Origin of the sequence: Gillisella terrae (genome assembly GCF_004801395.1) — a bacterium.
GTDB classification, from domain to species: Bacteria; Pseudomonadota; Alphaproteobacteria; order Rhizobiales; family Rhizobiaceae; genus Allorhizobium; species Allorhizobium terrae.
In genome coordinates, this window is record NZ_SSOA01000003.1 from 137,003 (window position 1) to 160,758 (window position 23,756).

Genomic DNA, 23,756 nt, shown 5'->3' on the forward strand with positions numbered 1-23,756 from the left:
GGCCGAAAAAGCCTTAGTCAAAGCGCTTAAGCCATGTTAGGGTTTCTTGCACACTGTCATAGGGGTCCGGCAAGGCGAACAATCCGAGTTGGTAATCCTCGAATCGCACAGGCTTTAAAGCTTCTGCCACACGACGATAATCATCCAGCACAATACCGCGATTGTTATCCCCCAGTTGTGGCTCCTCACCAGCTTGCACCACAATCCCTCCATCAAAATCATGGATAGGGCAAAATGATCCGAGCTTTTCCCGCAACGCAGTTTTGTCACCAAGACGGTCGGCGACCTTATCTCCAAGCACTGTTAACCAGTTGATAGACTTAAAAGAGAGACCATCACTTTTTTTAGATCGAACCTTGAAACGTCCAGGATCTGAAAAGTCCAAGCCGGGAAACCGTTTCAGTGCTGGTAGGACTGTGAGCGCCTCACTACCGGAAAAAACACCATGCTCAAACAACAAACTATATCCGGCGCTACCGTGAAGGATGTTGATGGCAGACGACCAACGCAAGGCTAAGTCGAGCAACGCACCATATCCGTGCTCGGCAATAAAACTTGCAGAGAAATATGCACAGATACTAGATCGGCCGAGTGTCATAAGCGGATCTGGCCCAATAGCGGTAAAGGAGATACTAATGGGGGTAGGTTCATCAACGATCTTCTTTTCCGGATAGCCAAATACCATCGCGTCCATGGCTTCATCTGGCGGCAGTGATCGCGCTTGCTCCTCATAATAATCGAGATAAGCCTCGCCATCGGCTTTTGTGAGACGGTTTGCATCCACTTTCAGATAATGCGAGATCCTATCTGCAAACAGGGTATGATATTCGCGCAGCATTTTGCAAAGCGCCAGGCGGGTTTCCACTTTCTCTCCGCCCAGGAAATAGAGTTCAAGCGCAAAACCAATTCGACCAACGACGAAACCATCATCTGACAATTCGACCTTGTCCAGTTCGCTAGCAAGCTCTGGTGAAAGGTGCATCTTAGCCATCAGTTTTCCTCCTTAATTTGCCGCGGCCAACGAAGCTGCACCACCAAGCCCGAGCGCTCCAAGAGCGACCGCACCGCAAGGCTCTATAATTGCACAAGCGATTGCTCCGACCGTCGCTAGAGCTGCGGCACCAACGCCAATTTTCTGTTGTGTTGTCATCGGTTGAGGTTGGGTTTCTGGGACGCTCTTTTTCTTTTCGTTGTCATCATCACATTTGCAGTCTTTCTCGATCAATATTATTTGCAATTCTTTTTTATGTTCCCCGGCGATATCAGTATATCTATCAAGCTGATTTCCCCGAAATCGGTCACCCTTGAACTTCATCTCTATGAATTCCGTAGGCGAACCACCAGTCATCTTTGTTACATCAAGTCGGGATCCGGGCACCCCCATCCGTGTTATCGGTGAACCATCCGGTGCCCTGTACATATTTCCAGCCGGATCAAAAGTGACTTCAGAATATAAACCATCTAAGGGTGTCTTTGGCATGGCTTTAATGGCGGCATCGACACAGACCTGTTTTTCTCCCTTGCAGCTACACGCAAGATTGCAAAGAAGATCTGCAGTTGCTTTGTCCGTGCCGGTTAGCTTGCCTGTAAAATACCCGCCTGCCGAAATGGTGTTGCCCTTGTTGAGCAACATACGATCCGTCAGCCGGGTAACATTACGCCCTTCCATAAATACATTCGGCGACCAAGAAAGCCATGTCGCCCGGTCCAGATGCACGCCGGACTTAACGCCCCCACCGTTGCCCGGTTCATCGCCGAAGGAGCGGAAAAATTCGGAACCCTTGATGCCATTCATGGCTCCGCCGTGAGAGAACACCGTGGTTGTACCCTTGGCAAGATCGCGGGCGTAAGCCGTATTGGTATAGGGCACGGGTTTATCAGGGCTTTTGCACACATCCGGCAAAGTTGAGCGAACCCAGCCATCGGAGTGCTTGTGGCAAAGCGTCAAACCATTAATGGAGACAGTTTCCTGCATGGGCTCAGTTCTCCCTTATAGAGCGTTCAAGCGCAATGACACAGCGCGGTCCCTCAACATGTGAGGTTGATAGGACCGACAGAAGGCTACGCCTTGGCTCGTGATCATCTGGTGTGGAAACATCGGGCTCGATGGTCGCCTCAGGCGTCGATAAAGCAAATGCTGTCATCACCAAGCCGTTGGCGGCACCGCAATCACCGGTATTCGAAAGAGGCGTTTCAAAGTCCGAGAGCAACGTGTCAGGAATGAGCGCACCCGACAGCGCGAATCCGAGATCTTCCGAGCGCCAACGTTCACCATTAAGGTCGACCAGAAAACGATCGGGCTGAAAGGCTTCAAAGGCCTTGCGTAACGGCTTGGCGAGGCCTCTACCGATAATGCCTTGCGGTTTCGCAAGATTTTCAGCCTCGAAACCGTTGAAAGCTGATCTTATCGTCCCAACGGGTGGCGCATCCGGGAATGTTGCACTGGAGCCGAGCATGACAATCACCGCTGCCTCACCCGGCACGAGGCCGTGGGGCGTGCCGCGCTTATAAATGCGGTCGCTTATTGCGAGCATGTCGAGGAGTTCGGCATCCATATAGCTATCGAGTGCAGCAACAGCCAGGGCGGGGATTTGCCCCTCGGCAATATCCTGCAATCCCTTGACCAGTTCATAGACGGCCAAAGTGTCACCATCAGCGAGTAAGGCAACATCTGTGAACAGAGTGGGCCAGGTCGCGACAATCCAGCTTGCCAAGTCTTGGCCGATTTTATGTCGAGCCAGCCAGCGGGGGACGACAAGACGCATCGAAACCGCGCTATCGCTGACATCAAGCGTCTTAACCAAGTCATCGACAGCGCCTTTGAAAAGCCGCTGCAAGCGCAGTTCGAAATTTCGGACTTCCTCAAAAGGCATCACACAGGAAAGCGTGACCGGCGCGCCATCCACCCCCACGGGTCCTCTTTCGGATTTTACAAAGTTATGATCATTTGCCGCATAGGCCTTGGACGCATCCTCAAGGGTTTTGCCCAGTGGGCAGCAAAGACCGATGCCGTACACTTGAGCAAACGCTGTCATCGCTCAACTCCCGCCATCTGTTTGACGTGAACGCGGCAGTGCGAGACCGACATGTCACCAGTCGGACATGGCAGATTGCTGTTCCACACCATCTCAAGTGTCTTGTCAGAGCCATTCAAAAGGACGGAAATCAACCTTGGTCTTGTTTCGACTTTCTGGCCCCTGATCCAGGTGCTGCAATCCATGATCACCTGTGGCAGGCGGAAGCCGTAGTCTCCGTCCTCGTGCATGCCAAAGATGCGGCCTGTCTCGCCACCCTTGAGATCGAATATCTGATCAGCGGGTGCGACCTGATAAAATTGCTCAGAAAAATCCGATGGCAACAGGGGTGCTTCGTATTTCCTCCAATCATCATCATAGGTTCCAGCATGAGATGCCCTTGGCCGCCATGATGGTTGGATCGCGCCAAAGCCAATCGGTGCGGGTAGGGGACCTGAATCGATGAACCGTTCTGGATTTTCAATCAGCGGCAAGTGAACTTCCGTCCCATCGGGAATATCCGGCCATTTCGATGACCAGCCCATACCTATCGGGTTATCTTGATTTGGGTCCGCATCAGGATCGAGAAAGTCTGGTCCACCAAGGCTATGTCGCCAACTCAAAGGACATGTCTCAAACGCCTCATAGCCGTCTAGGTTTAGTTTTCCGTCCTTCTGACGCAACTGCCTTTTGCCGAAAACAACTGCCCGTTTGCTCCGTCCAGCCAAATCGAATCCAACCTCGACCTTATTGACCTTGTGACCGGCAGGAGCACGCGACTCACCGGTCAAAAGCACGTCGGTTTTGGGTTTGAAAGCGCATAAGTCACCTTCGGCCAGCAACTCGAGTCCTTCGCCATCTGCATATTCCGGCTTGATCCGAATTTCACCTTGATCCTCCAACAAGGCGCTCAACTGGCTTGGAAGAATATGAAACCGTGCACGGATTGCGATAACCCAGTGCTCAAGACCGGCCCGATCTCGAGCAAAATAGCCGAGCACGGCAAACGGTGTTTTATTGTCAACCTGCCACATGATGGACTGTCAATTCAAATCAATGACGGCCGCATCGAGAGCAATGGACCGCTCCGCCTGCTGAGTGATCGATACACCTTTGACAGAGATGCGGCCGTCCTTGCGCAGTGTGAGAGACGATTTGCCGTTGGTTATTGTGATCGTCCCGGTACGTTCGTCAATCTCCAATAGGTCGGCCAATGCCATCAATTTCGACCAGCGATCACTGCTGTCCGATGTATCAGGCAGCAAAAATGCAGACTTATCCTGTATTGCATTCATTGAAGTACTCCTCAGATGCCGACTTCGATTTTATTAATTCACGTTAAATTTTTACAAAAAAGCTTTTTTAAAATATATCGTAAATAAATGTAAATAAAAATACTTTCAATTGTAATGAGAAAACTCAAGAAAGATAACAAGTCAGTCATAAAGTAAATATACTGCGGCAGTGAAATTAAAACGAATAAAATTATCCAAATCTTTGATTTGTTTTTCATATCGCAGAGTGTAAACATTTTCTTCCTAGGATCGAGAGCCGAGCAAAATTCCTCTTGATATTAGGAATATATCATATTCTCATATTTCACCGATGGGTCGAATATTTAAAAATGGCCTTGGTTAAGAGGTGCCAGGCTGATGTTTATGGTTTCCCCTGAGAAAGAAGCATCATTGTTCTTCGAAAGCTGGATATATCAAGAATCGAAATCCTTCGATCTATCCTTCCAATATTGACTACGTTGCGACTTTGAGTCCTCAAGATTTGCCTCATCAGCCTCATCATTAAGACCCTCAATAAGGTTTCTAACTTCCGTCAAAAGAAAATCGCCGAAGCTATCCGCTATTCTATCTTTTCCATGGGATACGCCATTCCCAGGTGCCTCCCAAACAGGCGCTTCGCCACGATCGTCTAATTCGCCACAGTCGATGAAATAGAACGGACCATAACCACTCGTTCCAATTCTGACCATTGTTCCAGAGATTAGCCCCTCTGCCCTGTCTTTCTCCGTCGCAAAAACAATATTGCTTGCTGTCTTACCTTCCAATCCGGAGTTACCGATGCCAGCAATATCAATTGACTCGACCTGCAAAAGCCCCAGCTCAAGAAGCATCATGCGATATGAATTCGGGAGCTGCACGTTTAAGCGCTGTTCCAAACGCATAATGTCCTCATACGACGGGCGCTTAACCGGAAGAGGGTTCAGTCCGTTTTCTTTCAAAAGCTTGATTGCTTCTCGGTAGGCTTGCTCAGTCATGGTTCATTCCTTAGATGAATTAGCAACGAAATCGTTCGAGCGGGTTTTCCAATATCTTCGTCGGTAATTATCGTATCTCTTCGCATTTTCTGGATTTGTTTTCCGCCAACTAACGTAATCAGGATCACCTTTCCTGTAAATGTGGATTGTATCATAATTGGTGGAATGAAATGTCTTCTCTACTTCTGCAAGAGGGGCCATGCCATTATTAAGCGGCAAGCCTTCCTCTTGTATCATATGATGAAGTTCTACAGCTTCGCCGTCAGGTCCAATAGGCGGCCGGCCAGCACGCATTCTCTCAAGGTTTGATAAACCAGTATCAGGATCAATAAAGTCGGGATCGATTAAATCGTCTCGCTGATACACTCTCCGGCCATTTACTTCTCGGGGCTTCCACCGTTTCGCATCTCCGGTCCGCTTTGAAGCAGGTGAATCAGACTGCCCTTCCGCAGCTTTTGGCTTTTCAACGGGCTTAACAGGTAGTTCAGCACGCCTACCCACATCAGAACGTTCAGTGCCAACGCCCAATTTTTCTTCGTCAAAGACCTCTTTGATAATCCTTTTATTTATTTGAGAATCCGCTATCTCCTGGGTGAAGAGCACACCAGCTCTTTCTGCTGTTCGCTCGCCCGCACGTGCCAAACCTTTGACAACGACGCGAGTTACGGTTGCACTCACACGCTCCCCAACTATCCGCAATCCGGACAGCGCTAGTGCCGCTGCACCCTCTGTAACGACTGAAAGTGCTACTGTTATTCCAATTTCGGCAGCAAGAAAGGCAGCATCAATTTGTGTCTTTCGGATCGCGTAGAGCAATCCTTTTTCGTCGACATCTTTCCAGAAATCGTCCCAAGCTTTCGTCAAATCATTCCACAGAGAAGAGACAAAGTCTCTTATCATCTGACTCACTGCTTGATTGGCTTGATGGTTTGCTCTACCAGCATCCTCTATCGATTTTCGAGCTCCGTCCAGACCAAACCACTTGGAAAGCAACCATGCGGTCGCCATACCACTGCTATCAGCGCCATACGCACTTTCAAAATAGATGGAATTGGTGGAATCATCTACCTTAATACTTTCAAGGTATTTGTTAATTGCGCGCGTAAGCGCTTCTCGGGCATTTCGCTGTTCTTCCGCGGATCCAATTGCTCCAGCAAGAAGCCCCAGCATATGTAGTGTAGCGGCATAGCCCATCAGCTTTTGATAGACATGTTCTCCCAAATCAGTCTCCACGTTAAGTAAAAACTGTTCTAGAGGAATATCCATGTTCTTTGCGCCTCGAACCAAAGCGTTGGCACGCTGCGCGAGGCTACCCGGACCACCGCTCTTATCCGCCTGCTCGTAAAATATCTGCGGAAATCCAGAAATACGCATCATCCGCCCATAAATTCACCTTCACGGCGACCCTCAAATTTATAATTTACTGTAAAGAAATGCTCTAGGGATTTGGTATGGTAATTGTTTAAATCGTCAATATTCTCAACAACCGGCCCCATAAATCCTCGCCCGAGACCGTTCAACTTAATTGCGCGGGCGATAACTGCGAGGAATTTTTTTTGTGCATCGTCAGTCACAATATCGCGAGTAACCTGAAGTAACCGAACTAGAGGTAATCGCTGTGAAACGGGTGCAGCTTCTACGGCGCTGCGCTCGCATTCTGCAAGCGCGCCAACTTCTTTCCAGAAGGCGCTGTGAACCTCATCACGGACCGATCTCCGTTCAAGAGATTTATTAATCCAGTCATCCTCGCAAATTTGCGTCATTCGGGGCCTTTCAATTTTGGTCGATACGTTTTGCTTTAAGGTGGATCGACTCCTCGGCCTCCAACGTGATCTTGACGCCAGAAATGTGTACTACGCCATTTTCAGACATCAAAATTTTAGATTTTCCAACACGGACTTCATATAACTTGCCGACGACCGTTGACTTATTATGACCGACTTCCTCATAAGCGCCGATACCAATCGACTGGTTATGTACGCCGCCGACAACGAGTTGATAACCGCCTCCCACAGTGGTAGCTTTACCCGCACCCACCACTTCAGTCGAAGACACCATCACAGTTTCCGCCTTGTTTTTGGCAACACCCACTATCATATTGCCTTCTCCCATCGTCGCTTCTGACAAAAAGCCTAGCTTATCCGTGAAAGATCCAAGTTTAGTAGTGAGGACATCTCCAACGGCGCTTTTTAGTACTCCCATTGCTGCCGTCACACCTTTTTGCAGTATATTGGGTCCAACCATCAGCGTCATATTTCCACCAATGACCTCATGATGGTTGTTTCCCACTTCGATCATTTTATTATGACCAATGGATTCAGCCTGGTTGTTATCGATCCTTTTGGAGTGGGAGTTTTCAACGTGAATGCGATGATCTCGCTGCGCATGCAAATAAATTTCTTCCGAGCCTTTTTCGTCTTCGAAGGACAACTCGTTAAAACCTTTTCCTTTATGCGTATTTGTCCGAAATACACTCTTCGTCTTGTTCGCTGGCAGACTATACGGGGCCGGATTCTTCGGATTGGGCACCACGCCCGTTACCAACGGCCGATCCGGATCGCCGTCGACGAAGGCGACCATCACTTCCATGCCGATGCGCGGGATGATCTGGCCACCCCATTGTCCACCCGCCCAGTTTTGCGCCACCCGCACCCAGCAGGTGTCGGAACCATCCTTCTTGGCGCGCCGGTCCCATGGATACCAGACCTTGATGCGGCCATACTGATCCGTGTGGATTTCCTCACCTTCGGGTCCGGCAACGATCGCCACCTGCGCACCCTCAATACGCGGACGTTTGGTGTTGCGATGCGGGGTCAGCGGCACGCGTGAAGGAATAGCCTCAAACTCGTTGCGATACTCCGGCTCGTTCTCCGTCGTCTCATAGGAACGGTCCACTGCCCAGTGGGTGATGCGGGTAATCACATGCTCTTCGTATTGATGTTCCGGATGCGGTTCCTCATAAGGCGTAAAGCGCCGGCCTGCTTCAAGGAAGCGTACATTTGACTTGCCCGTCACTCGCTCATGATCGGCCTCCGCTGCCTGCATGCGGAAGGTCTCGGCCTGCTCGGCTTCCTTTACATCGCTGATGCGGGCTGGATATTCGTAAAGCTCACGTTGTTTTGCACCCGGCATCTGGATAAGCGACGGCGTTACATTCAAAGGTACGGTGCTGGGAGTTTCGAAATTCCAGTCGGCCCCGGCGCGCTGGCCGGGGATGAAGGCAAGCTGCCGCATCCAATCGTTGATGTGATTGCGATCGGAAGATCCTTGCGCTAATCTCACTTTTTCGACACCTTCCGCCGACGCCGAAGGCTGGCTCCAGGCGATTTTATGATCGCTGACTTTGATGCGGTGGACGCCCACTTCATGTTCGAACCAGTAAAACAACCCATCCTCTTCAAACCGGCGCAGCAAATAATCGAGATCTGTCTCATTCCATTGAACGCTGTACTCGCGCTCAGGCGGTTTCTTGTGCATTGGCGCGTAAGATGCAGCGGGAAGACCATGTTCCGACAGCAACGTTTCCAAGACCTGCATGGAGGTCACGTTCTGCCAGATGCGACAATCTGAGCGCCTAGACAGTAGCCACAACTGCGGACGGATGGTCAGCGTGTAAGACCGCAAGCCGCGGGTTACCGGCGGCCCCTCGGATAGATTGGTCACCAGCCCATTGAACGGCCGGCGCACGCCGTCCTCATCGAACTCGCCCTGGCGGATCTCCAGGGATACGTCGACCAGCTTGCCGATCAGTTCCTCTGCCTTGATTGCCTCGCGCTTGGCGCGGACCGACAGCGTGATGTCGAACAGACGATTTACGCCTTCTTCGACCGTCAACCGCTCTGGCAGAAGTTGATCATCACCCAACGGCGACGATACATTCAAAACTCGGCTTGCTTGAATAAAATCCACGGTTGAGAATTCGTCATCCATAGACAGGTCCCCAAAATATCGTTTTTAAAAATTAAAAGACCGTATCGGTGGTCACTGAATGCGCGGTTCGATCACTCTAATAACAGAAAACTAGGTCACATTCCCAAAAGGTCAAGGTCTGGATTGTTTTTTTTAAGGGGATGGATCTGGCTTGCGGTAAAGCATGCTTTGACCTGCGATCTTTGCTTCGGCAATCTGTTTCCGATTGGTCAGCGTTCGGATTCCTTTTTTTCTCGCGCACGCTGCAGTGGATCGACGCTCGCGCGAACCGGAATTGTTGAGGTGTGGCCTGCTGCCGGTTTTGTGGACACTGAGTTAAGGTGTTCTGCATGAAACCGGAGAGCATGAATGCAACGACGATAGTTCAGTCGGAAATACAAAATTGAGGCTTTGAAACTGGTCAAGGAACGCGGTGTCAGCGTGGCGCAGGCGGCCCGCGATCTTGATGTTCATGAGACGATGCTTCGAAAATGGGTGCGCGAATTCGGCGCAGATCCAGCTCAATCATTTACTGGTAACGGTCAGATGAAGCCAGAGCAGCTTGAGATCGAGCGTCTGCGGCGCGAGGTAAAGCAAGCTGAAGGCGGAGCGTGACATCTTAAATTGAAGCCGGAAGAGCAATCGATCCAATGAATCGATTGCCCGGCGGAACGCCGCAGCCTACTTTGCCAAGGACGTGATATGACCCGAAGGGCCGCGCAAAGCAGCGAATTTCGCGTTCATTGCAAAGCACCGTTCGATCTGGCCATGAAACTAGAATTGCGGCATGGCTCTGCGAAGCGCTGAATGTCTCACGTTCGGGCTTCCATGCCTGGCTTGATCGCTCGCCGAGTGATCATGCCCGCTATGATGAAGTCCTGCTCGACACGATCGGGCAGAGCTTCCGTTCCAGCGATCGAACCTATGGTGCGCGCCGTGTCTGGCATGATGTGCTGGCGGAAGGGCTATCCTGCGGGCTTCATCGCATTGAACGGCTGATGTGCCAAAATGTTCTGAGGGCGCGTCCCAGGCGGCGTGGCCTGCCGAAAGATGCGGGCGAGCGTTCGGTGATCGGACCGAATGTGCCCGATCATCAGTTCTATGCCGAGCGACCCAACCAGAAATGGGTCGCAGACTTCACCTACATCTGGACGGCGGAAGGGTGGCTTTATGTGGTCGCCGTGATCGACTTATTCTCCCGCCGCGTTGTTGGCTGGTCAATGAATGTCAGCATGACGGCCCAACCGGTTACCGATGCGCTCATCATGGCCATCTGGCGCAGAGGAAGCCGGAAGCGCTTCTGCATCATTCGGATCAGGGGAGCCAATACACGAGCGAACAGTTCCAGCGCCTTATGACCGATCATGGAATCACCTGTTCAATGAGCCGCTCCGGGAATGTGTGGGACAATGCTGCGATGGAGAGCTTCTTCTCATCGCTCAAAACGGAAAGGACGGCGCGGAAGGTCTATCGGACGCGGAATGATGCTAGGGCGGATGTGTTCGATTACATCGAGCGCTTCTATAATCCGAAATGACGGCATTCGACACTGGGCTAGAGCATCGTTCACAAAACGTGAATCATTAGATGTTTGATTTCGATTGCTTTCATGATTCTCTTTTGAGTGTAGGTGTTCATGGGCAAATCACATTCACTGGATATTCGCGAGCGTGTTGTGGCCATGGTTGAGGCTGGCCATTCCTGCCGTGCGGCAGCGCGCTGTTTCGCCATTGGCGACAGCACGGCCATCCGCATCATGCAACGCTGCCGTCAAACGGGGGCAATATTACCGCCCCGTCAGGGTCGTCCATCTTGTAGCGGCAAGCTTTCGTCATATCGGTCCTTTCTGATTGCTTAAGTCGAGGCTAAACCTGATATCACCGTGCCTGAATTGGCTGACAAGCTTGAGGAGATACATGGTGTTCGTGTGCTGCCCTCGTCCTTGTCACGGGTTCTGGTGGCAGAAGGGTTCCCATATAAAAAGCCCTTATGGCATCGGAACGCGCACGCGCAACGGTACGTCTGGACCGTGATATCTGGATCACGAAGCGCCGGCCACGCATGCAACTCGAGCCGCATCGCCTTGTCTTTATTGACGAAACATCCGTGACCACGAAGATGGTGCGCCTTCGCGGTCGTTGCCCACGCAGAGAACGATTGTGCATGGACGCACCGTTTGGACATTGGGGAACGCAGACCTTTATCGCAGGGCTTCGATGCTTCGGATTGACCGCGCCATGGATACTCAGCAACCCCATGAACCTTGCTGCCTTCGACTGTTATGTTGAAACCCAGCTCGCTCCCACCCTGTCACGCGGCGATGTCGTCATCCTTGACAATCTGGCCGCCCACAAAAGCAAAAGAGCTGCCGAAATCCTTCAGGATCACGGCGCATGGTTTCTCTTCCTGCCGCCCTACAGCCCTGACCTGAATCCCATCGAGATTGCATTCACTAAGATCAAGGCGCATCTCAGGGCCGCTGCAGCCATAACTTTCGACGCACTCTCAAATACACTTGGATCAATCTGCAATCTCTTCAACAGGAACGAATGCTTCAACTTCTTCAAGGCCGCAGGATATGCGTCATATTAATCGCACGACGCTCTATCTCAGCCCGATGGCATTTGAAAACAAGGTATAAGCTTAACCCAGTGTCCGAAAAACCGGTAGCAGGCCAGCACTGGTGCTGGGTCATACTACAGAGGCAATGGCGAAACACTATTCACGACGCGCGCAACGTCAGTGGTGGCTCATTTCGAGGCAGAACTGAACAAACGAAAAACGAAAGTTGTCAAACCCGAAGTTTGAAAGTGTCAAAATCGCCAATTCATGGAATTATTCAAATATGGAAAAACACAACTCTAACAATGAGATAGAATGGTGCCCGGAGGCGGATTTGAACCACCGACACGCGGATTTTCAATTGGGTGAGAGAGCCGATAAATTATTGTATTTCAATGCGGCACTCTCTAGTGCGCTAGAACTGTGCTAAGGCAGTGTCCGGAAAGCTACTTAGGCACGCATAGCAGCTAAATGTCTCATTCTTTGATCAAGAAAGGATGCTAGATGCAACGGTGTATCAGCGTACGGGCAAAGTTCAGCAATAATCTCCTTCTTTGACAATCTAGCCGAACATTTTCTTTTCGCCTTGAAAGGAGCCTCCGATTTCTGAGCTCGTTCAGCGAGCCATTGTAGAAATGCAACTAGAAGCTCGGCTTCTTGCTTCCCGCGAAAATGTAATTGAGTGCTCCGTGTAGAGAACCATTTGGCCGCCGTCTCGATCTCTTTGGATGTGACCGGCTCGCGGTCAGGTGCCAATGCATTCAAAGATGCCAAGTCGTACATTGACTTCGCTGTACCAGTTCCAAAATCCAATTCGACGAAGTTTTTTAGAGAGAACGCATCCAAGTCCAATTTTCCATTGCGAGTACTATGCCGCTGCGCCCAAGCCCAGTAGTTAAACAGTGCCACTTCTAAGTGCACATTTGCCTGCAAGGAGGTGAATGCTTCGATAATCTCATTCACAGAGGCCTCGTCATCCTCTGTGTGCACGGCATCTGCAAAAAACAGTGATCGAACCGCCGCCGACATAGCTGCCGCAGTTGTGTAATAGTTCTCTATTGAATATCCGCTCGTTACAAAAGCGTCTCCAAATTCGATTTGAACAGCATCGTTTTCGTAATCTCTATCGAAAAAAAGGAAATATTGAAGGCGGATCAAAGAAGAATTAGCGCGAATAGCATTCGCCAATTCTTTCAAATTCTTTTTTCCATCGCAGTTTTTGAAGGCGGATTTCGTGCTTGCAATAGGGATCTTCCCATTGATACGCGGGCGATAGTACGGAGCATCCTTTCCTTCAACAAGAAAAAAGAATAAATCTTCATCTCTCGAGAACTCTCGGATTATTCCTTGCAAAATTACTGCGTACGATTTTCGGCTCTGACGAAGGCTTTCTGGCGTGATTGACATTGTTATTCCACAGAATTCTTGACTGGCCGGAAGCGAACATCCAAAGCCCGCGCAAACGGATCAAGATCATTCTCAAAAACGAATGGCGAGTGGGTCGCGGCTACTAAAAGCTTGCATTTCTCCGAAGCCGCCACATCTACAAGAATTTTCTTCTGCCATTCCACGGAAAGAGACAATTCTGGCTCGTCAAATATAACGGCGTATGAAGCATCGTCGCCAAGATATAACTCTGCCATCACTCCGAGAATTTGCTTCTCCCCGGAAGAGAGATGTTCAAGATCGATCCTGTCGCCGGTAATTTCTTCGAACAACCCGAGCGTGGCATTCAAGCTGTCATATCGCATTTTCTTGTTGATGAGATAGCCGTTGCAGACACTCGCATATCTTAAAAGTGCCTTATCAAGTTCGCGGACTTGATCGTATTCCTCGATTAGCCGAGAAAGGAAGAATGACAAATGCCTGTTTTCCAACAGCGAGCCGCTGTCCATCGCATCCAATATCAAACCGCGCTGATGGGTAGTCACGTTCTCGCCCACTCTCGCGAGCACAAGCTCTACACTGCCACGATCGGTTAGTCGGCCGATCATTTCGGCCGAGAGGGCACTGTCTTCGGCCAATTGACCCAGCATCTGTCCACTAATCTGTCCGTATGACATGATAGAGTGATCGCGGATTTGGCTCGTTACTCGCTCGATCTTCCTCTTAACGTCACCCATGCCGAAGTGGATGCTAACGCCTTCTTCTTCATTGCCATCATCATCATCATCAACATCGTGCTGCATGTCTTGTTCAACACGTCGATAGGTAGGGAGATACAGAACTGAAGCATCTATATTATTTGAAAGATATGATCTTAGCTGTAGTATAGGTGAGTTTTCCATTTGATCAACGAGATCTGGTTCGCCGTCAGGGCGATAATCAAACCTTATTAATCTGTCGTAGAACACTTTACTTGGCACCCTCAGACGCCGAGCTACCGAGTTGAATAGCGTTTCTTCTCGCAAATGCGAGTAAGGTAATTGTCGAACCTGCTTCGCCAACTGAAAGATTTCGTGGGATTTGACATCTCCTCTGTGAAGCCACGTACGAAGCATTGAGGCGTTTCTGCTCTTTTCGAAGTCATCCGGCGAAAAGGAGACAGGCTTAGCATCGCAGAACTTAATCTCAATACGTTCATATTCAAATTTACTGATTTGGCTAAACTGCTTGCGTAAGATCAGCTGGAGAATGAAAAGCGCCGTTGTCTTACCCGATCCGTTGTCTGCAATAAATATCGTAGTTCGGCCGGCAAATTCGAGAAATACATCGTGTTTTTTGTGCAAGCCGTAGATGGCCAGGTAGTCAACCACCCCATCGGGTTCACCTGTGCTGTAAAATTCGTCAGTCATTAGCTCATTCTGCCCGTCTTCTTTGAAACGCTCGAACTTTTGCACACATAGGTTTACCTTCGGTTGACGGAGGTCGCCAGTGCAGATTTAGACTACAATCTGGAACCGAAGGAACGCACATTTTCTGATGTTCTGTCGAAATTGCTGATAGAATTTACCCTGAAGACTGGCGGGTTGTACGGACGCGCGCTTGGCGCAGGTCGCCCCCCGTTATGGTACATCGCCCTGCTAGGAAAGCCGCAAAGGTTAACGGTGACGCGTCCAATTTCGTCAGCCTCCTACATACAACCAAATTTTCCTAAGCGTCACAGACCTCGATTGCGATTAAGGCGACGGTTAACTGCGTCTTACTAGCCATATTCTTGCGGAATTTGCCACTGGCGCAGAAATTCCTATGAAAGTCTTTTGGTTGATGTATTAATCTGTCAACTACCTTGATTTGCATGTGAGGGTGCAGATGGCAAAGAAGGCATACTCGTTTCGGCTGTTAAAGCAGCACATTGTCGATCCAGCAGATGCACTGAAAGATAATAATAAGCTTCAGGAAAAGCAGCTAAGCGACGCTCCCGGAAACAAGCGCCTCTTTGCCGGTCAGGCCTATGGCGCACCGCCCGGATGGATTAGTTTCTTCGCAGAACCTGACCGCGCGCATTTCAATGGATTATTCGGGGGGCAGGCTGCAGCGGTTCTCTTTGTGCGTGTCGAATTGCCGATAGACGGCGATCAGGCTCCAGAAAGCCGTTGGCTAGCGTTGTGCTTTGGCATGGGCTTTCAGGACCTTCGACCGGAGGCACTTGAAAGCCAGTTCGGACTTAGGGTCGCCCTAAACAGATTGGGCCGCGAGCGCATCAAGAGCGTGGATACCAGACGGCCTGAGGACGCGACTATCCAGACGCGCTCCCAAAATAACCGCGCCGGGGAGATTTTCGATTTCGGGATCGAGATGAACCGGATCATTCTCCAAGCCATTACCGGAAAGTCGGGAGAAGACAATTTCGGCGGAACGCTTACAGGGGCCGATGGGCTAAAATTAAGCTGCGATACCAGCTATCACGAAATCGACGACAAAGCTCTTCAGATCGTGACGTCATACGGGGACAACGCATTCGAGGAGATGTTCCCCTGGTACGGGAAGATTACGCCGATTAGAGACAAAGCTCGGATAGGACAGCTCGACAATGAGTTGCTAGCTCGTTTGATCGCTGGCTTAATTGATGGCATTCACATGGCACCCCCCGAAATCGTCGACTACCAAAACATTGACCGATTTAAATTTTCGGGGTCTGGTCGTGGCGACGGGCACGACGAACTGCGCCTCGGAGACTATCTGGATCTGTTTAGCAACGAGCGTCCCCTCACCCTCACGCATTTGAAGGGCGACAAAGTGCGGGTTGCATCCGATGAGGGGCAGTTCTTTGATCGTTGGGTGGTATTCAAATGCCTTTCCGCTGAAATCCACATCGACGGGATACTTTACATTCTCGCAGCAGATGAATGGTACGCGGTGCGTAACGACTTCGTAGCCGATATTAACGAGGCTATTGCCGATATTCCCGTAATTGACATAGGCCTTCCAGCCTATGTTCCCGGTGAAAGAGAGGGTGATTACAATGAGCGGGCCGTCGATGGCAGGGATGATCTATTCCTTTACGATAAAAACCTCGTGGCATTCGAGGGGGAACGTGGACGGGTCGAGTTTTGCGATTTGCTTGCCGCGAACAGGGACCTAATCCACGTTAAACGGAGAAGTAGGTCGCAGACGCTCAGTCACCTCTTCATGCAAGGGCACGTCTCGGCTGAAGCGTTTCTCGACTATCCTGCCCTGCGCGATCAGATACGTGCCGCAATGCCGGATGTTGGGCTGATAGTTCCCGCAGAACGCCCAGACCCGGCGCAATATCGGGTTGTTTATGCCTTGCTTCATGAAGGTAACGCCACGTTGCCGTTTTTCAGCAAAGTCGCTCTTTCGAGTATTAGTAAGCAGTTGCGACGCATGAACTACCGTGTGGCATTGTCTTGGATTGGGCCTGTAGTGGCTATGTGACGCGGCGACGGGAAGCTGCAAACAATCCGTTCAGGCAAACCGAGAAAAACAGTGGTGGCTTTAAGCCGTGTTGAGATGCTGAGACCTTCAGGAAGGAACTAAGGGTATGGCCTGCAATGGGAACAACCATGCTGATGATTGCCAATGCAATTTCGGAAAAGTTGGGCGTGCCACGATCAGAAATTTTGTTTGGAAAGGTTGGAAGCCTCAGTCCATACGAAGTTACTTCAATGGCCCGAATGCTACTTGTCCAGATTGTCGCAAAGCTGTTTTCTATATTCCTTTTAAAGCTGGTGGTGGCACTTATTTCGACGCCTTTGGCCCACCGTGGCCAAAGCATCCTTGCACGAACAGCCCTCCGCAGTATTCGCCTTATACGGCATCGGGCAAGCCTAGATTGCGAACCTTGCCGACGAGTTTGGAGAGAAATGGCTGGTTTCCATTCATCGCGCGAAATGTCGAGAGACTGGCCGGAGGAACTATAATCCATGGCGTGGGACTGGAAAATCCAACGACATTCCATTTCGGCACTCTGATCGATTTGATGATCGACTTGACGCGCCCTGTATTCGTTAGGCTATTGCCTGATAATCGAGCGCAGATGGATTTTTTTCCTATAGACCGGACCGAACCATCAACCATCGACGTATTTCCTGACTGCCTCAATGACTTGGACCTTGTATTGCTTCGTACGCAGAAGCAGTAGGCCAGCGGTACAAGCGTCTCTTCCAGTTCAGTTCCCCGCCTCAGCTGGGACATCACAAAACACACGTTTTCTTACGTTTGCGCTCCTACCGATATTAACACATTGATCCCGCAGAACATTTTCGCCGCTTGAACCAGCGCTCGCCCTTTCTGCTCATTGGAAACATAACGAACGGCATGAAAACGCTGTTTTTTATGAGGTTTGAATGAAACAGGCTCGGGTTTTAACGGACGCAGAATTTAAACGGCTGCTGGCGGTTACCGCGCAAATGAAGCACGCGGGACGAAATCGGCTAGCGTTGATGCTGTCGCATTTCGCCGGGTTACGGGTGGGTGAAATCGCCGCCCTGACCGTCCGCGACGTGTTCGACGGCGAAGGTAGGGTGCGAGAGCAATTGCGGCTTCGGGCTGAAATCACCAAAGGCGGTCATGCCCGTGTTGTCTTTTTAAATGAAAGGCTGCGCCGCGAGATCGAACGTTACAGTGTGGATTGGCCCGAAGGTTGGGACGGCGATGCGCCGTTGCTCCTGACACAGAAGCACTCGCCGTTTTCCGCAAACACGCTTTGCCAGTTGATGGGACAGATTTACAAGCTGGCGGGGCTTGAAGGGGCGACCTCGCACAGTGGCCGCCGCTGGTTCATCACTCGGCTTGCGCATTCCGGTGTTAGCCCGAAGGTCATCATGACGCTGGCGGGGCATCGAAACCTCACCACCACTCAACGCTATATCGATGTGCGGGACGACATGATGAAAGCCGCCGTGGATTTGTTGTGAGGTCGAACATGCTACATCTGATTGTTTTCATATTGGTCGTATTGTCCACTTGGGTAGGTGGTGGCTCCTTCTCCCATATGTTCGGCTCTTTTTACATCGTGATCCTCGTGGTCATAGTTGCCGTCGGCGTCGTTGCGATCCGTGTTGCCGTATGGGCGGGCCTTGGCGCGTATTCGTGGCTGATCTTTTGTGCACTCATTGGGTTGTCTTATATTCTCGGAGCGACCTTCCGTTTCTGGGCGCTTGATCTCCCCACGTATAAGGTCACCGAAAACGTGCCGATCAGGGTGGAAATCCTGCGTAATGAAGGACAGGTAACCGGCTCTGTTCGGATCACCAATGCAGGCAAGGACCCGATGCTTGCCGCTGGCGTAGCCTGTCGCATCTTTTATGATAACGGCGAGCCGGTCGCAAAATTGTTCACAGGCGGCTTTGGCAGGTTGGCGCAGCTGGACACGGGGTATGGCGCAACGACGCTTGTGGTAACACCATCAGATTTCAGACAATACCGCAGCGACCCGAACCTGATGCAGTGCTGGGCAACCGATGCCACCTTCGTTAAGCCGTTGCCATTTAAGCTTGATCTGCGCTTCGAACGGAATGCTAAGGACCGCAGAACTGATTTTTACGTCACCAATCGCGATCAGGTGCCGCTCAAGAACATCCAGTTCAATTGCGTCAACGACAAGGAACAGCAGATAAAGGTCGATGCCTATCCGGCTTACCAACCCAATGGTTTCAGCGAGACGATTGTAGAGCCCGGAAAAACCGTGAAATTTGTGTCAGACAGCGCGGTTTGGAAATTCCGCAGCTGCCGCGTTTCGAATGCGGTAAAGGCCGATTGAGTGCAACAGGGGCCGTAATGCGGACAGCCAAGCACGAGCACAAACTCCCGGCCTTGGCTCGTCCGCCGACAGCCGTTCATGTAGCAACTCAGCAACCAGCTTCCGTTGATATTGCTGAGCGCGGCATCGCAGGTGCTCTACCTCAAGTTCCTTGATGCGACATTCCGCCGACTTCTGATCAAGTTCAATGCGTTCAAGCAGCGAATGAAAGACCGCCTCGGGAACATGACGCTCCCGCGCGCTCATTGAAGTCAGGTAGCTCGCGCCTTTGCCTAATAGCTCAGTCGAAAACTCCACCTTGCTCTGCACCAATCCGGCCTCCAATAGCCGCTGATACAGCGTCTCAAGCAACTCGATATCCAATCCCATAACGTTCTCCGTCCAAAACACTTCCTTCCCAGCGTGCCGCCATGTGCTGCTGAGGCATAAATAGCTGAGTTATTTATCAAAATTTGCTGCTGACGGAGCAGCAGGGAGATGGCATGGCACAGAACAATCAGGAACGTCGTCAACGACTACGAGAGGGTTATATTCAGGTTATTCAGCAGATGACGCCAAATGCATTCATCACCTTGGCGACAAACGACACCGGTGACATGTCAGAGATGACGCGGCTTATCGGCAAGTTTTGCGGAATGATGGACCGTGAAATCTGCGGGCATAAGTTCCACACATACTCTTCCGATAAGCGAACCAACGGGATTTTTGTTATCGAGCATACGAAGACGAACATTCATGCCCACGGATTACTCAGATTTCCGGACAACTCGACGGTTGATCTTCCGCTCCTGACAGCCCGTAAATGGAATACTCTGACCAAGGCGGGGACCACTAATTTCCAGCCTATGTATGATGCTGTTGGCGTCGCTGGCTATTGCACCAAAGAAATGAGGAGCTTTTTGTTCGACTGGGATCAGGTCGTCGTCGCCAGCCAGTTTATAAAGCATTGAACCATAGATACGCGCAAACCCGTGTGGCCACGCCTACGTTGCATTTGCGCGCATTGCATGTCTCCAACGTCCTTGCTGCTTCAAAAGAGCGGCAATGGAATTCTACCAACAGATGATAAGGTTCAGTGGAACCGAAAATGTCGTTTAAAAGGATGCGACTTGTATCACATAAGAAGACATTGAATAATCAAACATCGACACAAAAAAATCCCACCGATTGATCCGTCCGGGTCCAAATTCCCCAGCTAAGACCACCGTAATTTCTCCTCACTTCATCGCCAAAAGGGCATATAAGATATTGATAGATGCCTCGGTATTTCACGTGTAAAACGACAAATCAGAAATTACTGACATGAAAAACGCGACACCTTCAATATTCGATCTCATCCGCCGCGCGCGACTTGTCCGCAGAGCATTCCGCATCGACACCAGCGCGGAAATCTCTGAGAATACGGCGAAATTTCATGAACGACTTTGGCCTATTCGTAGTTTGAAGCCGGACGACAGCGGATATTTTCTCGATATTTTCACCCCAGACCCGTTCGAAACGGATCCCGATGAAATCAAGCGCCAGCAGTCTTTGGAGGCAATGACCCTCGTTTGGTTCAAACTTCTTACACCGGATTTTAACGAAGCGAAAATGCGTGAGAATGCAGCCGCTTATGAGCGCGGTGTTCGCCTCAGGCCTGCCGAGCGCGATGCACTCCGTAAGCGTACCCGCTCAGATGCAGAAGGGCTGAAACGCGACGGCCTTTTGCCATCCGAGCGCCGCCAATACGAAAGTTTGTCCCCCTTTGAGAAGAACCGCTTTAATTTCCTTATCAGCGCCGAGACCTTGGAGCATAACACTCATCTCACACGGGCAAAGAGAGCGAGGTTCTTCAAAGACTACGACGAGGGTCTGTTAGAAGGTGGCGATCCGAACCACACTGGGCTGGTGCGCTATCGGACACGGTGGCGGCGCGATCACATCGTATCCGCATGTGCGATGATCGAGGATATTGCCGATTGGATCGATAAGCAGATGACTTTACCATTCAGCCGCCGCGATAAGGAAATCGACATTCTTCAAGAGCGTTATGCTCGTGAGGAATTGCCGGATACGCGGAGCACTATAGTAACACGCAGAGAAAGCGTTTGGCTTGCCGTCTCCGCCACCACGGCCGAACAAGTGGACAATGGAAGTGCGAAATATGAAGCGCGGCCGCAAGTCGCCATGAACGCGCTTATGGCCTTCGGAAAATACGAATTGGCCAAGAAACGGGCCATGAAAAGCAAGATATGGTCAAAGACAGCCTCCCTGAAATCCCGTAACCTTTTGATTTCACGGTTTTTATAGCTGTCCAGCTGTAGGGCTAAATTTTCGTCTTCAGCCTAGAAATGTCCTTGTGATTAACGCCGAACACAAGGAGTTTACAATGGCTATCATCACCCTCGACAAAATCACCAGTAAGACGATCAAGGCCGCCCTTTCGGAGGCTGACGAACACGTCCAGACCTACATGGACAACCTGCGAACGACAAATAAGACGCTCTACGTGGCAATGCAGGATGCTTACCGTCTGAGCCAAACTCACGACAAGGTTGCTCTGCACAAGGCCGCAAAGGAAATCGGCATTAAGTTGCAGACGCTTGCGCCGGGTGAGCTTGCTGCCGCCAAGTTGGTGTTCCGCAACGCTGATACTTCCAAGGCCAGTGCCTATACCGCAGTTATGATCAAAGGTGCTGCTTTGAAGATTGGCGTAGATGTCTTCGCCAAGTGGATCGAAGACAACCACGGCGTCGAAGCCATTCGGCGTGCTGACTACGAAGAGCTCAGCAAGAAGAACAAGGTCGACAAGAGCGCTGCCATCGCCAAGGCAAACAACGCAATGAAGGACGAACGGAATGATGCGTTCGTCATCCCACGCCCGAAGGAGAGTGCATGGGCGCTTCCAGTTCATTCCGGCTCCAAGAAGGCTGTTTGGTTTGTAAGTGAACGCTCAAACGGTGATTTTGAAGTGGTTGCGGTTCAGACAGGCAACGGCGCTATCGAGGCGATGACCAAGCGTGTCGGTGAAGCGCTTGCCAACCCGGCAAACGTCAAGGATTTCAAGGTCATCTTGACGCTGACAAGCCCGAACACGGACGAGCAGGACGCTGCTAAGGATCGTCTTGCTGGCAAGTCCGAGTGACTTGGCATGCGGTGGTAGCTTTCAAGCACCACCGCACTCTCCCCATAAATGAAGGATTTTTCCCATGACAATCAACTTGTCTTCGCTCATGTCGAAGTACGAGCCCAAGAAGCTTGCCGACTACACGACATTCAACATCAAGACGATGACCGTCATTCACGGTTATCCAAAGGGTACGCTTACGCGTCCATTGTTGCTGGTCGGCCCCGCTGGCAGTGGCAAGACGCAACTCGCCAAGTTGCTCGCGGCTGAGATCATCCCGGATATGACGCCCTATGATATCCGTTTTGTCGATGCGGCGGAGGACCCGAGCGTCAAGATGATCAAAAGCATCAGCCAGACCGTACACACATACGCACGCAACGCGCAAAACCTGCGAGTGATCATATTAGACGAGGCCCACGACTTCACCACACAGGCGATGGCTTCGCTTAAGGGGCTGATGACCAAGTTCCCATCCGTGGACAAGGGTGTGTTCTTCATCCTGACAACGAACCATCTTAGCGGAATTAGCGAGCCCGTTCGTGACCGCTGCCTTGTGCTCGACGTTCCCGCGACAACCGTGGATGATGTGCTGCCTATGGCCTGTCGCGTCTTAGATGGCGAAAGCATTCCTTATGCCATTGATGACCTCCGCATCGCGCTGACCAAGGATAGCAGTGGCCTCGCTACGTTCCGCGATATGTGGGGCGTTATCGAAGACATCATTACGCGCAAAAACATGCGGTGACCTTTATGCAGGCGAATAGTCCTCATAAATTGAGCGATCTTGCAGGTTCGTTAGTGCCGGGTTTTCCCGGCACTCTTGCTCAAAGATCCTGCGAACGACCTGTGAAGATGGCGGTATTGCGAGCCGAGGCACATTGCCCAAGAGAGGTAAACTGGAAAGCTCACGCTCATCGACAATCCGGCCAGTCATTGCGGCGGCTTCCAGATAGGCACCGATCGGCCTGCTGGTCGAGAAGGTTTCATCGCGCACTAGCTCGATGCCGAGCATTGGACGCAAGGCCATGATGTCGGAAATCCACAATGGCTGGAACACAGGCTTGCCATCAGCAAGATTGTGAAGAGCATCGACGGCATGACCGCAAAAACGGCTGCGGGTTAGTAACATGACAGACTGTCCGTTCGGATCGTAGAGGCGGGCAACGGGTGGGAAATCCGCGTTTGGGCGCGCATGCCAATACAATCGGCGCATCAACGTTCTCGGAAAGAGCCGTCTGTACCGACCCGGCCTGTCCATCTCGTGAACATTGACTGTTTTGCCTTCGTTGAGCGCAAACAGCATGATCGCCCGCCATGATAACGGCGACATGTAGCTGCGACGATGAAAAACATCGTCGATCTCGTAAGTGAGGTCGAGCGAGGAGCGCTTGGCTCTCTGTTTATAGAAGGGCAAGCTTCCCACATGCAGGTCGGTCGTGAACAGAAAGGCCAGATCGATTTGCGCTTGCGTAGGTTTCTCGTTGCGATTGTTGCTTGAATGGATTTGCATCTGGTCTCCGCTCGATTTCGGCAGAAACAAAATTCCAGATCGGCCAAAGGGCGAGCAAAGAGACGGCGTGGTGGCCGCAAACCCCAAGCACAGGTTCTGCGAGTTTCATATCGGGTAGCGATGAAGAAAGTCAGGTGAGCAGGTGCGCGCGCCGGGTGCTATCGTGCAGAAGCATAGACATATCAAGGAGCAAGGCCAAGATCGAAAGTGCTGCCGTG

Annotated in this window: 20 protein-coding genes and 2 pseudogenes; 9 read left to right on the top strand and 13 right to left on the bottom strand. The window is 51.0% G+C overall.

The window, feature by feature from the left end; translation table 11 throughout:
- Nucleotides 1-13: 13 nt before the first annotated feature.
- The 9 genes from E6C51_RS07845 to E6C51_RS07885 form a co-directional block, all read right to left on the bottom strand.
- Nucleotides 14-991, bottom strand: a complete 978-nt coding sequence (locus E6C51_RS07845; protein WP_190235580.1) for a type VI immunity family protein — start codon at nt 989-991, stop codon at nt 14-16.
- Between the two features lie 12 nt (nt 992-1,003).
- Complete coding sequence (locus E6C51_RS07850; RefSeq protein WP_146931949.1) at nt 1,004-1,975, bottom strand: DUF4150 domain-containing protein; 972 nt, start codon at nt 1,973-1,975, stop codon at nt 1,004-1,006.
- A gap of 4 nt (nt 1,976-1,979) precedes the next feature.
- Nucleotides 1,980-2,912: a hypothetical protein gene (locus E6C51_RS07855; RefSeq protein ID WP_190235581.1), complete on the bottom strand. Its 933-nt coding sequence runs from the start codon at nt 2,910-2,912 to the stop codon at nt 1,980-1,982.
- A 119-nt stretch (nt 2,913-3,031) separates the two neighbouring features.
- Nucleotides 3,032-4,048: a DUF2169 family type VI secretion system accessory protein gene (locus E6C51_RS07860; RefSeq protein ID WP_146931945.1), complete on the bottom strand. Its 1,017-nt coding sequence runs from the start codon at nt 4,046-4,048 to the stop codon at nt 3,032-3,034.
- Between the two features lie 9 nt (nt 4,049-4,057).
- Entirely contained in the window at nt 4,058-4,309 is a 252-nt protein-coding gene (locus tag E6C51_RS07865; RefSeq protein WP_146931943.1) for a hypothetical protein, read from the bottom strand.
- Nucleotides 4,310-4,722: 413 nt separating this feature from the next.
- Complete coding sequence (locus tag E6C51_RS07870; protein ID WP_190235582.1) at nt 4,723-5,283, bottom strand: SMI1/KNR4 family protein; 561 nt, start codon at nt 5,281-5,283, stop codon at nt 4,723-4,725.
- Nucleotides 5,284-5,286: 3 nt separating this feature from the next.
- Nucleotides 5,287-6,660: an HNH/ENDO VII family nuclease gene (locus tag E6C51_RS07875; RefSeq protein ID WP_190235583.1), complete on the bottom strand. Its 1,374-nt coding sequence runs from the start codon at nt 6,658-6,660 to the stop codon at nt 5,287-5,289.
- A complete protein-coding gene (locus E6C51_RS07880) occupies nt 6,657-7,046 on the bottom strand; it encodes a hypothetical protein (RefSeq protein WP_190235584.1) in 390 nt (129 codons plus the stop codon). Before E6C51_RS07880 ends, E6C51_RS07875 begins: the two co-directional genes overlap by 4 nt.
- Nucleotides 7,047-7,056: 10 nt before the next feature.
- Nucleotides 7,057-9,213, bottom strand: a complete 2,157-nt coding sequence (locus E6C51_RS07885) for a type VI secretion system Vgr family protein (RefSeq protein ID WP_190235585.1) — start codon at nt 9,211-9,213, stop codon at nt 7,057-7,059.
- 381 nt (nt 9,214-9,594) lie between these two features.
- Between E6C51_RS07885 and E6C51_RS07895 the strand changes: the two are divergent.
- Together E6C51_RS07895 and E6C51_RS07900 are read left to right on the top strand one after the other, a co-directional pair.
- Nucleotides 9,595-10,729 (top strand): annotated as a pseudogene (locus E6C51_RS07895) (IS3 family transposase).
- A gap of 99 nt (nt 10,730-10,828) precedes the next feature.
- Nucleotides 10,829-11,784 (top strand): annotated as a pseudogene (locus E6C51_RS07900) (IS630 family transposase).
- Between the two features lie 420 nt (nt 11,785-12,204).
- Here the strand turns inward: E6C51_RS07900 and E6C51_RS07905 are convergent.
- Together E6C51_RS07905 and E6C51_RS07910 are read right to left on the bottom strand one after the other, a co-directional pair.
- Complete coding sequence (locus E6C51_RS07905) at nt 12,205-13,161, bottom strand: DUF4435 domain-containing protein (protein ID WP_190235586.1); 957 nt, start codon at nt 13,159-13,161, stop codon at nt 12,205-12,207.
- Between the two features lie 2 nt (nt 13,162-13,163).
- Nucleotides 13,164-14,549, bottom strand: coding sequence for an AAA family ATPase (locus tag E6C51_RS07910; RefSeq protein ID WP_190235587.1), 1,386 nt, complete (start codon nt 14,547-14,549; stop codon nt 13,164-13,166).
- 457 nt (nt 14,550-15,006) lie between these two features.
- Here E6C51_RS07910 and E6C51_RS07915 point away from each other — a divergent pair, with 457 nt between their 5' ends.
- The 3 genes from E6C51_RS07915 to E6C51_RS07925 all read left to right on the top strand — a co-directional run bounded on the left by E6C51_RS07915 (nt 15,007) and on the right by E6C51_RS07925 (nt 18,919).
- Complete coding sequence (locus E6C51_RS07915; RefSeq protein ID WP_190235588.1) at nt 15,007-16,593, top strand: DUF6119 family protein; 1,587 nt, start codon at nt 15,007-15,009, stop codon at nt 16,591-16,593.
- A gap of 911 nt (nt 16,594-17,504) precedes the next feature.
- Complete coding sequence (locus tag E6C51_RS07920) at nt 17,505-18,074, top strand: tyrosine-type recombinase/integrase (RefSeq protein ID WP_190235589.1); 570 nt, start codon at nt 17,505-17,507, stop codon at nt 18,072-18,074.
- An 8-nt stretch (nt 18,075-18,082) separates the two neighbouring features.
- Nucleotides 18,083-18,919 carry a hypothetical protein gene (locus E6C51_RS07925; RefSeq protein WP_190235590.1) on the top strand — a complete coding sequence of 279 codons (837 nt, stop codon included), beginning with the start codon at nt 18,083-18,085 and terminating at the stop codon, nt 18,917-18,919.
- On the opposite strand, the gene E6C51_RS07930 is transcribed toward E6C51_RS07925, so the two are convergent.
- A complete protein-coding gene (locus E6C51_RS07930; RefSeq protein ID WP_190235591.1) occupies nt 18,857-19,288 on the bottom strand; it encodes a hypothetical protein in 432 nt (143 codons plus the stop codon). The genes E6C51_RS07925 and E6C51_RS07930 overlap by 63 nt on opposite strands.
- A 113-nt stretch (nt 19,289-19,401) precedes the next feature.
- Here E6C51_RS07930 and E6C51_RS07935 point away from each other — a divergent pair, with 113 nt between their 5' ends.
- The 4 genes from E6C51_RS07935 (at nt 19,402) to E6C51_RS07950 (ending at nt 22,773) form a co-directional block, all read left to right on the top strand.
- On the top strand, nt 19,402-19,869 hold the full coding sequence (locus tag E6C51_RS07935) for a hypothetical protein (RefSeq protein ID WP_190235592.1): 468 nt from the start codon (nt 19,402-19,404) through the stop codon (nt 19,867-19,869).
- A 352-nt stretch (nt 19,870-20,221) separates the two neighbouring features.
- The gene (locus E6C51_RS07940; protein ID WP_190235593.1) at nt 20,222-21,208 is read left to right on the top strand and encodes a hypothetical protein; all 987 of its coding nucleotides are present in this window, start codon (nt 20,222-20,224) and stop codon (nt 21,206-21,208) included.
- A gap of 79 nt (nt 21,209-21,287) precedes the next feature.
- Nucleotides 21,288-22,043, top strand: a complete 756-nt coding sequence (locus E6C51_RS07945) for a hypothetical protein (protein WP_190235594.1) — start codon at nt 21,288-21,290, stop codon at nt 22,041-22,043.
- A gap of 64 nt (nt 22,044-22,107) precedes the next feature.
- Nucleotides 22,108-22,773 (top strand): AAA family ATPase, encoded by a 666-nt coding sequence (locus tag E6C51_RS07950; protein ID WP_190235595.1) that lies wholly within the window; start codon nt 22,108-22,110, stop codon nt 22,771-22,773.
- A 3-nt stretch (nt 22,774-22,776) separates the two neighbouring features.
- On the opposite strand, the gene E6C51_RS07955 is transcribed toward E6C51_RS07950, so the two are convergent.
- Nucleotides 22,777-23,625 (bottom strand): DUF2958 domain-containing protein, encoded by an 849-nt coding sequence (locus E6C51_RS07955; RefSeq protein WP_190235596.1) that lies wholly within the window; start codon nt 23,623-23,625, stop codon nt 22,777-22,779.
- Between the last annotated feature and the right edge of the window lie 131 nt (nt 23,626-23,756).